The 11,947-nt window shown below is 56.9% G+C and carries 10 protein-coding genes; all 10 read left to right on the top strand.

Going from position 1 to position 11,947, the window contains the following annotated elements; translation table 11 throughout:
• Positions 1 to 3 precede the first annotated feature (3 nt).
• Genes G394_RS18450 through G394_RS18430 form a run of 10 tightly spaced genes read left to right on the top strand, consistent with a single transcriptional unit; the run spans position 4 to position 11,933 of the window.
• Entirely contained in the window at positions 4 to 1,038 is a 1,035-nt protein-coding gene (locus tag G394_RS18450) for a FemAB family XrtA/PEP-CTERM system-associated protein (protein WP_156902519.1), read from the top strand.
• Between the two features lie 8 nt (positions 1,039 to 1,046).
• Positions 1,047 to 1,997, top strand: coding sequence for a glycosyltransferase family 2 protein (locus G394_RS0107850; RefSeq protein ID WP_342663411.1), 951 nt, complete (start codon positions 1,047 to 1,049; stop codon positions 1,995 to 1,997).
• Between the two features lie 46 nt (positions 1,998 to 2,043).
• On the top strand, positions 2,044 to 3,195 hold the full coding sequence (wecB, locus tag G394_RS18445) for a non-hydrolyzing UDP-N-acetylglucosamine 2-epimerase (RefSeq protein WP_028577187.1): 1,152 nt from the start codon (positions 2,044 to 2,046) through the stop codon (positions 3,193 to 3,195).
• Positions 3,192 to 4,319, top strand: a complete 1,128-nt coding sequence (locus G394_RS20725; RefSeq protein WP_084435444.1) for a glycosyltransferase — start codon at positions 3,192 to 3,194, stop codon at positions 4,317 to 4,319. The genes wecB and G394_RS20725 overlap by 4 nt, the downstream gene beginning before the upstream one ends.
• 7 nt (positions 4,320 to 4,326) lie before the next feature.
• Entirely contained in the window at positions 4,327 to 5,415 is a 1,089-nt protein-coding gene (locus tag G394_RS0107835) for a polysaccharide pyruvyl transferase family protein (RefSeq protein ID WP_169725543.1), read from the top strand.
• A 9-nt stretch (positions 5,416 to 5,424) separates the two neighbouring features.
• Entirely contained in the window at positions 5,425 to 6,900 is a 1,476-nt protein-coding gene (locus G394_RS0107830; RefSeq protein WP_084435440.1) for a lipopolysaccharide biosynthesis protein, read from the top strand.
• 4 nt (positions 6,901 to 6,904) lie between these two features.
• Positions 6,905 to 8,074, top strand: a complete 1,170-nt coding sequence (locus G394_RS0107825; protein ID WP_028577183.1) for an alkaline phosphatase family protein — start codon at positions 6,905 to 6,907, stop codon at positions 8,072 to 8,074.
• A gap of 1 nt (position 8,075) precedes the next feature.
• Positions 8,076 to 9,266, top strand: a complete 1,191-nt coding sequence (locus G394_RS20120; protein ID WP_051307041.1) for a glycosyltransferase family 4 protein — start codon at positions 8,076 to 8,078, stop codon at positions 9,264 to 9,266.
• The gene (locus G394_RS0107815; RefSeq protein WP_028577182.1) at positions 9,254 to 11,302 is read left to right on the top strand and encodes a hypothetical protein; all 2,049 of its coding nucleotides are present in this window, start codon (positions 9,254 to 9,256) and stop codon (positions 11,300 to 11,302) included. Before G394_RS20120 ends, G394_RS0107815 begins: the two co-directional genes overlap by 13 nt.
• Position 11,303: 1 nt before the next feature.
• Positions 11,304 to 11,933 (top strand): GNAT family N-acetyltransferase, encoded by a 630-nt coding sequence (locus G394_RS18430; RefSeq protein ID WP_043775134.1) that lies wholly within the window; start codon positions 11,304 to 11,306, stop codon positions 11,931 to 11,933.
• The last annotated feature ends 14 nt before the right edge of the window (positions 11,934 to 11,947 follow it).

The raw sequence follows: 11,947 nt of genomic DNA, 5'->3' as shown, positions 1-11,947 counted from the left end.
GCCATGAGCGACGGAACAGCCCCAAGAACCCCCGGTGAAAGCTGGAGCCAGGCGGTCGAGACGTTGCCGGACGCCTCCTATGCGCATCTCGACGGATGGAAGCGCGTCGTCGAGAGGGCGTACGGCAACCCATGCACGTTGCTCGAATGCCGTAGGGGCGGCCATCTGGCCGGCATCCTGCCGGTGGTCCATCTGAAGAGCCTGCTCTTCGGCAACAATCTCGTCTCCATGCCCTATCTCGACATCGGCGGGCCGGTCTTCGTCGACGCGGCCGCATTCCGGGAGCTGATGGAAGCCTGCACGGAGAAGGCCGAGAAGCTGGGGGCAGGCGTGTGCGTACGGAGTTGCCGCCAAAGCTTGCTGGACTGGGAGACGCAAACGGACAAGGTGACCATGCATCTGCGGCTCGTGCCCGATCCGGGCGAGATGCTGCGGAGATTCTCGCCGGAGCGCCGGAACAGGATCAAGAAGGGGCTACGGCACGGACTGAGCGTGACATTCGAGGGCCAGGAAGGGCTGTCGAATTTTTACGGGATTTACGCGCAGAACATGCGGGATCTCGGCTCACCGGCCCACAGCCAGCTGTTTTTTGCCGAAATCATGTCCGCATTCCCCGAGCGGACCGGTCTTGTCATTGTCCGCGACGCATCGCGCGCGCCCATCGGAGCCGGACTGTATTTCAGGTTCAAAGGGCTTCTGGCCTTGCCTTGGGTGTCAAGCCTGCGGGACACCTTTCGGCTGAATCCGAACATCGTCCTTTACTGGGAACTCATCAGCATGGGCTGTCAAACGGGAGCCCATGTGTTTGACTTCGGGCGTTCGACAGTCGGTTCCGGAACTTTCGAATACAAGCGCCAGTGGGGAGCGGAACCCGTTCCCCTGTACTGGTATCACCGGCCCCGTCCGTCAGGGAAGGCCGGCGCGCCCATGGACACCAAGGGCGAAAGAAGGCGGGCTCTGGCTTCCCTGTGGAAAAGACTGCCCCTGGCTGTGGCCAACTACATCGGCCCGCGTCTGCGGGGGGGGATATCGCTGTGAGTGAGGACATGGAATCGCAAGGGCGCTCTGCCCCCCTGTCGATGTCCGTCGTCGTGCTGACATACAGGCGCCAGGATGAACTCGTGCGCACGCTGACAGGCCTTCAGACGCACCTTCCGGCCGGGATCGAGGTGCTGGTCGTCAACAACCACGAGGACGACACCAAGGCGCTGATCGCGCGGGAGTTCCCGCACGTCCGGTGCCTCGAGACCGGACGAAACATCGGGTGCGAGGCGAGAAACATCGGTGTTTCGGCGTGCTCCGGGGATATCGTAGTGACTCTCGACAATGACGTGAACGTCGAGGGAGCCGGGTTTGCGGATGCCATACGGGATTTTTTCCGGCGGCGCGAAAAGGCCGGCTGCGTAAGCTTCACGGTCCTTGACCCGGCAGGCGCCGTCTCCCGCCGGGACTGGTGCCACCCCCGGGATCGCGGCGCCTGGGCGGACACGGAGTTTCAGACGGACCACATCTCCGAAGGGGCGTGCGCGTTCCGGAAGCGGGCGTTCACGGAGGCGGGGGGTTACTATGCGCCGTTCTTCATCGGTCACGAAGGCCCGGATCTGTGTCTGCGGCTCATCAAATTGGGCTTTGAGACATGGTACACGCCGGCAGTGCGTGTCGTTCATCACGCTTCCCACGAGGCTCGTCCCGGGTGGCGGGCATATTACTACAATACGCGCAACAATATCTGGCTTGCATACAGACATTATCCTGGCTGGTACGCATTGAAGTATGCATTGCTGTATACTGGGATGGCGTTGTTCTATGCCATGAGGGACGGCAATATCATTCCGTTCTGGAAGGGCGTCTTGCATGGCGTGACTCAGGCCAAGGGGCAACGGAGAGATCCCCTCGACAAGAACGAGTTTGAAAAATTGCTCGAAATGCATGCCTTCAAGCCGTCCTTGGCGAGGAAGATGGTGAATCATCTCTTTTGCAAGGATGAATACAGGTAAAATTCACATTAATTCAAACGCCTGTTTTTCATATATGCGAGTATGTATGAAAACAAAAATACTTGTCGCATTCGGTACGCGTCCAGAAGCAATCAAGATGGCCCCCGTGGTAAATGAGTTGCGGAAAAGGGTGGATGATTTCGTGGTCAATGTCTGCGTGACTGCTCAGCATAGAGAGATGCTCGACCAAGTCTTGAGATTGTTTCAGATCACGCCGGACTGCGATCTCGACATCATGAAGCCAGGGCAGGACTTGTATGACGTCACCAGTCGTGTTCTGGTGGGGGTGCGCGATCTGCTGTGCAGCATGTCCCCGGATATTGTTCTCGTTCATGGCGATACGACGACATCCATGGCTGTTTCTCTCGCTGCATATTACAACAAGACGAAAGTTGGGCATGTCGAGGCAGGACTCAGGACGTACGATAAGTACTCGCCGTTTCCTGAAGAAATCAACAGAAGGTTTGTCGACATGATTTCGGACATGCATTTTGCGCCAACGGAAGAATCAAAGAATAATCTTCTGCATGAAGGAGTTGATCCGTCGAGTGTCCATGTGACCGGAAATACGGTGATCGATGCGTTGCTTCTTGTTCGTGACATGATCTTTGAATGCGCCGACATGAAGCGCCGCTTGGAGGAAAGGTTCGGATTTCTCGACACCTCGAAACGGCTGATCCTGGTGACCGGGCACAGGCGGGAGAATTTCGGGGCGGGATTCGAGAACATCTGCAACGCCATACGAGAGATATCCGTGCGGTTCGACGACGTCGAGGTGGTTTACCCGGTTCATCTCAATCCGAACGTGCGGGAGCCCGTGTACAGGATTCTCGGTTCGGACAGGCCCTCCAACGTGCACTTGATCGGACCCCTCGACTATCTTCCATTCACCTACCTCATGGACAGGTCGTTCATGATCATGACTGATTCGGGCGGTGTGCAGGAAGAGGCGCCTTCTCTCGGTAAGCCAGTCCTGGTGCTGCGCGATGTCACCGAAAGGCCCGAGGCCGTCCTTGCGGGGACGGTCAGGCTCGTGGGGACGTCGCGGAGTGCGATCGTCGAGCAGGCGTCGTTGCTTCTGTCCGACCAGGATGAATACTCGAAGATGGCCAGGTCGCACAATCCTTACGGCGACGGGATGGCTTCGCGACGCATCGCGAAAATTCTGGGGGTGCGCGTGCGGGGGATGCAGCCATGAAACGCGAAAGAGTCCTGGTCCTCTTTGGCGCCGATTCCCGCCTTGAATGGGGCAGGTCTTTCCAGCTCGCCAAAGCGTTTGCGCAGAACGGGCATGATGTCGCGTACGTCAATCTTCCCGACCCGATATTCACATTCGGACGGATGTCAGCATCGATGCATGTCGGGAAATTGGATGCTCATTTCGATGTGTTCACGCCGAAACTTGGACTGCCATATGGGCGCCTGCGTTTTTTGAGAGGAGTGAATTCAGAAATTATATTTCATCAAATAAAAACATATTTGAATGATAATTCATATATGCCATCAGTTCTATGGATATATTCTCCATACGATCCAAAAATAGCAAAAAATATAGCTGAAAAATTCGATGTTAGAAAAATAATATACGACCTTGCAGACGACAGGGTTGCTTTGGCTACAGCCTCAAGGGGTATGCAAAGCGGATTTTTCGTGGATGCGCTGGAAAGAGAAGTCTCAGATATATGCTCGTGCTTGGCGTCGATAAATGAAAATTTGCTGCGAATTAAGCGAAAGCTGCATGACAGCATCCATATAGTTCCGAATGGGGTCGATCTCGACACGTTCGACCCGGACAGGGAATATGTCAGGCCGCCTTTCTACGCGAACCTCCGCGGAAGGATATTCCTCTATGCTGGGGCAGTGGAGTCATGGATTGATCAGGGGGTCGTGCGAGCGGCCGCAGCAAGATACCCAAACGATACGTTCGTTTTTCTGGGTCCGGTCAGGACAAACGTTTCCGGCCTGAGATCCATGGGCAATGTCGTTTTCCCCGGAAGGGTGGGGTATCGCGAGGTTCCTTCGTACATCCGGTTTGCCAACCTGTGCATGATCCCGTTTCTCGACAACGACGTGACCAGGTCGTGCGATCCGCTCAAGGCGTTGCAATACATAGCGATGCGCAAGCCGGTGTTGAGCACCAGATATGGCGGTGCGCGGGATTACGACGGTCTTGTCTGTGTGGCGAACACAGGCGGTGAGTTTGTCGACGCAATTGAAACCGTCATCGCTCGACATGCGAACGTCGATGAGCGGATCAGAAATAAAATTCTGGAAGACTGGTCGTGGAAAACGGTTGCTGCGAAAGCGCTTGAACACGTGTGAGCATATTATGAAAAAGAAAACATTTCTCTATGGCTATTACGGAAAGCATAACGTCGAGGACGAAGCGTTGTGTTGCGTATGCATAGAGCAGCTGTCACGACTTCTTGGCCGCGAGTGCCGCATTGAGGTGATGAGCCCAATGCCTGTGCGGTATGAGAACGCCCAAGCCGTTACATATACCGATTTGTCGCGGACATGTGCGCGGATGCGGTCGCTGGCGTCATCCAAGGCGATTGTCTTCGGCGGGGGGGGGATATTTCAGGATTATACGGCAAGCGGCCTGGCAGACCTGCGTGAGCGGTGGTGGTATGTGCTGCTGGCCCGGCTGCTGAGGGTAAAGGTCGCTTTTCTCGGCGTGAGCATAGGCCCCGTGCGGACTCCACGGGGGCTGGTGCTAACGCGGAGGATTCTCGACGCTGCGGATCTGGTCACCGTCCGCGACGAAAAGTCGCGCCGGTTTGCGGCGGGCGCTCTCTCGGTCACGGAAAACATCGTGAAGTCATTCGATCTGGCAGTCCTGCTGGAGGAGGGGACGGGAGGCTGTCAGGGCGGTGCCCGGGACGGGGTGCTGGGGGTTTCCTTGATGCCGGTCGGGAGGTCACACCTCTTTGCGGACCAGGACGAACTCAGCGCCAACGTCGCACGCACCTTGAGATGGTGCATCGACCGGCGCGGCGTGCGAATTCGTTTCATACCGTTCAACAGAATCGACATGGACGTCATGCAGGACGTGGCCGCCCGTATCGACAGGCCGAAACATATCGACTTTCCCGCGTACTCGGACAACCCGCGCGAGGTGCTTTCCAGCGTCCGAACGTGTTCCCATTACCTAGCCATGAGACTGCACTCGGCGATCTTCGCGTACATGTGCCGCATCCCGTTTGTGCTGATCAGGTATCATGACAAGTGCGAAGGCTTTGCCCAGGAAGTGGGGGTTGGGGAGGACGGGCTCGTATTCTCGCACCGGGAATCCGAAATGCGCAGCAAGCTTGGCACAATGCTGGATACCGGCATGGCCGGTTACGGCGTGAGTCTTCACGAGGCGCGCGAGCGGGCTTCGAATTCGTTCGTTCGATTCGCGAATCTGATGGGGTAGGGCACGGCCATGGCAATGAAATCCTACGGACAGCAAACACGACGCTCGGCGTACTGGAGTTTTTCTGCAAAATGCGTTCAGCAGTTGTTTTCGCTTGTTGTCACCCTCTATGTGGCCAGATTGCTCGGTCCGAAGGATTTCGGGGTCATGGCGCTCGGCATGGCCATCGTCGTGTACCTGAACGGCCTGACAAGCTTCGGCATGACCGGGGCGATGATCAACAGCGACGACATCGACGTCCGCCAGATCGATGCGCTCTTCACCCTGAACCTGTCCGCATCCGCGCTGTTTGTTCTGCTTTTGTTCGTTTTTCCCCAAGAGATAGCGGCATTGTTCAATTCCAACGAACTCGCCGCCGTGTTCCCGGCCCTTTCCCTCATCATACCATTATCGACCTTCTATAATCTGCCGATGGCGCTGATGCGTCGAAACATGGATTTCAAGGGGCATTCGCTCGTCGACTTTTTCCAGTACGTCGCGGTCAGCGCAGTCATCCTGGTCATGGCCATGAGCGGATTCGGAATCTGGTCCCTGGTGATAGCGCAGTTGGCTGGCTATGCGCTGTCGGCCGTGGCCCTGATCGTGTATTCGGGCTGGAGGCCGCGCCTGCGGTTTGAAATGAAACCGCTCGAAGGACTGCTGGAGTTCGGCGTCTGGGAATTGCTGCGCTACAATGTCGTCTACATCAATAATTATGCGTCGTACTTCGTCGTTTCCGGAGGGATAAGCCCGACGCATCTTGGTTTGTACGACAGGGCGTCATCTTTTACGAATCTTCCGTACAAAATAATGCATCTTCAGTTCAGTGCCATTATGTTTTCCGTATTTAGCCGCATAAAAAACGACAGAGAACGGATAGTTCGCGTATTCAACAAGTCATTGGCTGCGTACGCGTCGATAATATTTCCTGTCATGTCTGGAATAGCTCTCGTTTCGGATCAATTTACCCGCATATTTCTCGGAAACGAGTGGCTTGATATGATTCCAGTGCTGCAAATATTGTCTCTGTATGCGGCGTTGAAAATGCTTTCCGGCTTCTTTGGAAACTTGAACATATCGTGCAAGAACTACAAGAAACAGTCGATGGTGGAATTGATTCAGGCCGCGGCCAAACTGTGTCTTTGCCTGGCCGGGTTGAAGTTCGGAATGATCGGCATTGCCGTCGGTGTCGTCCTGTCGGCTTTCCTTTCGCTGGCCGTGAACATCCATCTGGCGGCATCGCATTTCAACTCCACTCGGCGGGATTTCTTCGCGATGCTTGCGCCCGGCCTGATCGGCAGCGCGTTCATGACCGCGGCCGTGCTGCTGGTCCGGGCCGCCTGCCAGGGGGGGAGGCCGTTGCCGTGCCTCTCGTTGGAGATTCTTACCGGCGCGACGGTAATCGTTTTTTGGAATCTGTTCTGTCCATTTCCCGTCATCCGGGAGATCGTCGCCGAAATCTTCGGCGACCTGAGGAACTCCGCCAAAGTCGGCGGAAGGGGGTAGCGGGATGGGAGCCTCTCCGGGCGACACGGTTGTCTTCTTCATTCTCATCGACGCTTTGGGATGGAACATCCTCCAGGCGCACCCATTTCTCGAATCCATCGCGCCCCATCGCTGTCGCAACCGCACCGTGTTGGGTTTCAGTTCCGCAGCCATCCCCACGATCCTGACCGGGAAACTCCCCAGCGAGCACGGCCGCTGGAATCTTCTGTCCCTCGCACAGGGTCGCTCCCCATTCTTCTGGGTCAAGCCCTTCAGAGGCCTCCCGCGCAGTTTCGTCGAAAACAGGGGGGCGAGAAAAGTGGTCAATACGGTGTCCAAGATCATCTCCCGTTCGGAAGGCTATTTCTCCAGCTACGGCGTTCCCTTTTGCCACCTGCACCGCTTCGATGTCTGCGAAAAGAAAAATATCTACAAGCCTGGAGGAATTCCCGGCTGTGAAACAATCATTGATTACATGCGTGACGCGGGTGTTTCGTATCGCGTGTATTCGTATCATGACGGAACGGACGAGGAACTTCTGGACAGGATGGGCCATGACGTCGCCTCCAATGATGCATATGTCTATTTTCAATATCTTTCAGGCATGGACGCGTTTCTGCATCAAAAGTGCGGGATGACGTCTGAGGTCGCGAATAAAATGGATTGGTACGCCGATAAGATATCGAATATCTATCGTGCTGCGATCGAAAATGGAAAGTCCGTACGTCTTTTCCTTTTCTCCGACCACGGAATGACACCTATCGTAATGCACTACGATTTGATTTCGGATCTCACCACACACGGCATCGACCTCGAACGTGATTGCATGGCCGCATTCGATTCGACGATGGCCCGTTTCTGGGTGACGCAGATGGGCGTTGAAAGCAGGATTCGGCTCGCCCTAGAGCGGTGTACGGCCGGCCGTTGGTTGCCGGAGGAGGAACTGCGAGAGCTCGGCGTGCACTTTCCCGACCATCGCTATGGGGACATGATCTTCCTGATGCAGCCTGGCACGCTGATCTTCCCCAACTGGTTCGGCAGGTACGCTCCGGCGGGAATGCACGGATTCCACCCTGACGACTCCCATTCCGACGCTGCCTTCATCAGCAATGTGGAGCAGTATTCGCCAAAATCAATTTGCGACTTCTTTTCCATCATGAAACATGAAATAGATGCCCTGAAAATGTACATGTGATATGAACGCATATCGACACAAGAAAAGAATTAAGATCGCCTACATCGTGCGCTCCGATGAGCACGGAGGTGTCGAGGAGCACGTACTTTCTCTTGTGAAGAATATAAATAGGAATGTGTTCAAACCGTTCATCGTTGGTTCTGACAAATTGCTCCATCTTCTACGCGATGATTTGGCGGATCTTGACGTCGTCACGATGCCGATCATGATCGCCAATGCCTTCGACTATGGCGGTATGATCGCCTTTTTCCGATTTCTAAGGACGCACGGTATCGACATCGTGAACACGCATATGTTCATCACGAGCCTGCATTACACGCCCATTGCATGGCTGGCCCGCGTACCCGTTCTCCTTGAGACCTCCCACGGGGTGGAGAAGTGGCGTCTCTCCAAGGGGTTCTGGAAACGGCAGTCCTTTGTCGTCGATCGCTTGGTGACCCTGTTGCAGACCCGGGTGCTCGCCGTGTCCGGCGCCTGCCGTGACGACCTCAAAGCCATCAAGAAGATCCCCGGCGACAAGATCTCCGTGATCCTGAACGGCAGGGATCTGCGGGAATTCACGGACCTGCCTGCGGCCCGGAGGCGGGAGCTCAGGCAGCGGTGGGGACTTGGCGAGGACGAATTCGTTTTCGGCGTGATGGCCAGGCTCGATTTCCAGAAAGGCCATGGCGATCTTCTTGAGGCCGTTCGGATGCTGCTGGAGTCGCGTGGCGACTTCAAGGTCCTGGTGGTGGGGGACGGAGCGCTCCGGGGGGAACTCGAAAGCAGGGCCCGCCATCTGGGCCTGGACCGTCATGTCATTTTCACGGGCTTCCAGTCCGACATCAGGGGCTATCACGGCATTCTCGACGTGGACATCCTGCCTTCACATTATGAGGGCCTCCCCTTGGGGCTCATCGAGGCGTCGGCCATGGCGCGTCCGGTCATCGCGACACGGGTCGACGGAACCCCCGAGGTGGTCGTCGACGGCGAGACGGGCCTGCTCGTGGCGCCGCGTGACCCGCGGATGCTCGCAAACGCCATGGGTTACGCGCTGGCCCACAGGGAGGAAATGGAGGCCATGGGGGTAAAGGGGCGTGCGTTCGTGCAGAGGCGTTTCCCGCTCGGCAGGCAGGTGCGCGAGACCGAAGCCCTCTATCTGGAACTGATGGCGAAGGCGTCATCCAAGGAGGTACGGGCATGGGCGCGATAGCGAAGATGTGGCTTCGGATATGTTTCGTCCTCGCGGCGGCGTGTCTGGTCGTACTTACGTCGGGCGGTGCGTTCGGCGGGGATGAACTCCGCTGCGGCGGGCTGACATCTTTCCCGCAGCCTTTGACCGGAGTGAATCTGCTGCGCAATCCCGACTTCAGTGAGACGGATCCGGTCACCGGCCAGCCGGTCGGGTGGAGCATGGGGCCGGCCTTCTTCGCCAGCCCTCCCGACGCCAGTCTCGTGTACCGCGACGGCAAGAGGTTCGCGGGCGCGCAGAACGCCATCCAGCGACTATTCCTGGCGCCCGGCACGTACCGCATCGGCGGAAAAATCCAGACGAGCCTGCAGATACCGCCCAAGGGGATCGAGAGCGTCAGGTTCTACATGCCCGGCGTGGCAGCCACGCCGGGCATCAAGGGCGAAACGTCCTGGGCCGACTCGGGGCGGGAGTTCGTGACCGTCGAGGAGGCGAAGGAGTATGACTTCCGCATCGAGGCGTACAACAAGCCCGACGGCGAGGCCCGCTTCGGGCAGGTCTACGTCAGGCGGGACGTGTACCCGCTCGATGTTTTCGTGATGTACCCGAATTATCGAGGCATGCTTTTCGACGACAAACCCCAGCGGATGAAATTTTCCGTCACTGTCGACCCCCCTTCGGGCGATGTCTCGGAATATCGGGTTCGCGTGAGCATTGTGGAGGATGAGTCCGGCGTTTCGTTTTACGACCATGAAGTCGGCGCAACAACGAATTTCGTTCATGATATGGATTGCTCAGGAATGGATACGGGAAAACGTTACGCGTTAAAGGTGCGATTGCTGCGGACTGCTGACGGGCAATCGGTTTACGACTATCCGGATTATGAAATTGTGAAAGTCCCGGGGGCATCGCGGAAAAACATGGTTGTCTGTGCAGATGAGCACAATCGTTTTCTCGTCCATGACACCCCGACGTTCTTCCTTGGTGCGTACGACGCCGGGATGGGATACGTGGCGAGTGAGAGACAATGGGCGTCGCAATTGAATGAAAAAAGACGTCTGTTTGATTTGCCCGTGAATCTTTACGTGAATTACTGGTACGGCGAGGCGTCGCTGGAATCGATGCGGACATTGATGAACGTCTTGCACAGAAATGGGATATATTACCTGCAAACAGGAAATGCTTTCGCATCGCATTACAAGCCGGACAAATTCAAGATAGACACGGATCCGGATTATCTGTCCGCGATCTCCGAACATCCAGGGCTGGCCGGGTTTTATACTGCGGACGAACCGCATGGCACTCTTGCCCCGGTCATGTTTGATCAGGCACGCCGCCTCAAGGCCGCCAAGGCCGACGGGCTGGTTTTCGGCGCGCTGCTGTATCCTCGGGAGGTGCGTTACTGGCGGAACGTGTTCGATACCCTGGCCATGGACCCGTACCCGATTGTCGGCAAAAGGCCGACCGGCGGGTTTCCTCTGCGGCAGGTCGCCGATTGGACCAGGGTGGTCCGCGAGGCGGTCATGGACAGCAGGCCCGTCATGACGGTCCTGCAGGTCTTCCAGCAGACCTCGGTCAGCACCTGGCCGACGCGGGACGAACTGCGGGACATGAGCTACATGGCCATCGCCGAGGGCGCGAACGGCCTTCTCTACTGGTCACTGGGCGTCAAGGCCCTGGCCACGACCGGCGGCGAAGGAGGCTGGAACCCCGTCCGTGTCGCCCGCTTTGAGGATCTCGCGGCCGTGATGAGGGAACTGAAGGGCCTCGAGCCGGCATTGTGCGCGCCGGACTCGCCGGATGCGCTCGCCGCGTGGGACTCGACGGACGCGATACACGTGCGGGTCAAGCGCGCCGGCGGCGCGAGCTACATCATCGCCAGCAACGTTTCCGGGGAAACGCGCAAGGTGTCCTTCACATGTGCGAACCCCGTCGGCGAGGTGACCGTATATGGCGAGAACAGGGCCATTGCCGGAAATGCGAATGCATTCACGGATGTTTTTGCGCCGTCTGAGGCCCACGTTTACATCATCTCCGACTCTGGAACCGGCAACTGACATGACGCGTATGCTGCGCACACGAATATGTCGGGTTTTAGATACGCAGTTGCGAAACATGGGTTTTGCGCAATTCATGATCTGGTTTATGAAATTTTTGTATCTCAATGATGCATACTACGTTTATAAGAAAGATATTGACGGGCGCGAATCACGGGCAGTGTGCCCTGAAACCGATATCGAAGTGAGAAAGGGCGTCATGAGCGATCTGCGCTGCGGCACATCAAGCACGAAGGGGCTTCCCTGGCAGTTCTTCTGCCATGAGTATGATGGCGTCGACGACTTTTTCATCGCGGAAAAAGCCGGGGTGATTCAGCATATCAGTTGGATTTATTACAGAGAACACACCAACAGGATCCTGCTTCTCGATCATGGCGATGCGGAAATCAAGCACGTGCTGACAGTGCCGGATGCACGGGGCCGGGGGATCTGGCCGCGCGTGCTGTGCGCCGTGTTCGAACATCTGGGGCGAAACGGCGTGAAGCGTCTCTTCGCCTGCGTCCTGCAGGAAAACGGCTCGTCGATCAGGGCGATGGAGAAAGCCGGTTTCCGGCGTGTCGGCAGGACGAGGTTCGTCAAGTTGTGCGGCGTCCGCGTGTCGCGAAGAACGCACACGGCGCTCATTCCGTAAACCATGAACACGCG

This window comes from Desulfomicrobium escambiense DSM 10707, assembly GCF_000428825.1.
In the GTDB taxonomy this organism is placed as follows: domain Bacteria; phylum Desulfobacterota; class Desulfovibrionia; order Desulfovibrionales; family Desulfomicrobiaceae; genus Desulfomicrobium; species Desulfomicrobium escambiense.
The sequence above is the reverse complement of the archived record's forward strand: the minus strand, read 5'-3'. Positions and strand labels throughout refer to the sequence as shown.

Coding starts and splice junctions, on each gene's coding strand:
- G394_RS18450 (WP_156902519.1), top strand. CDS start 4: ATGAGCGACGGAACAGCCCCAAGAACCCCCGGTGAAAGCTGGAGCCAG.
- G394_RS0107850 (WP_342663411.1), top strand. CDS start 1,047: ATGGAATCGCAAGGGCGCTCTGCCCCCCTGTCGATGTCCGTCGTCGTG.
- wecB (WP_028577187.1), top strand. CDS start 2,044: ATGAAAACAAAAATACTTGTCGCATTCGGTACGCGTCCAGAAGCAATC.
- G394_RS20725 (WP_084435444.1), top strand. CDS start 3,192: ATGAAACGCGAAAGAGTCCTGGTCCTCTTTGGCGCCGATTCCCGCCTT.
- G394_RS0107835 (WP_169725543.1), top strand. CDS start 4,327: ATGAAAAAGAAAACATTTCTCTATGGCTATTACGGAAAGCATAACGTC.
- G394_RS0107830 (WP_084435440.1), top strand. CDS start 5,425: ATGGCAATGAAATCCTACGGACAGCAAACACGACGCTCGGCGTACTGG.
- G394_RS0107825 (WP_028577183.1), top strand. CDS start 6,905: ATGGGAGCCTCTCCGGGCGACACGGTTGTCTTCTTCATTCTCATCGAC.
- G394_RS20120 (WP_051307041.1), top strand. CDS start 8,076: ATGAACGCATATCGACACAAGAAAAGAATTAAGATCGCCTACATCGTG.
- G394_RS0107815 (WP_028577182.1), top strand. CDS start 9,254: ATGGGCGCGATAGCGAAGATGTGGCTTCGGATATGTTTCGTCCTCGCG.
- G394_RS18430 (WP_043775134.1), top strand. CDS start 11,304: ATGACGCGTATGCTGCGCACACGAATATGTCGGGTTTTAGATACGCAG.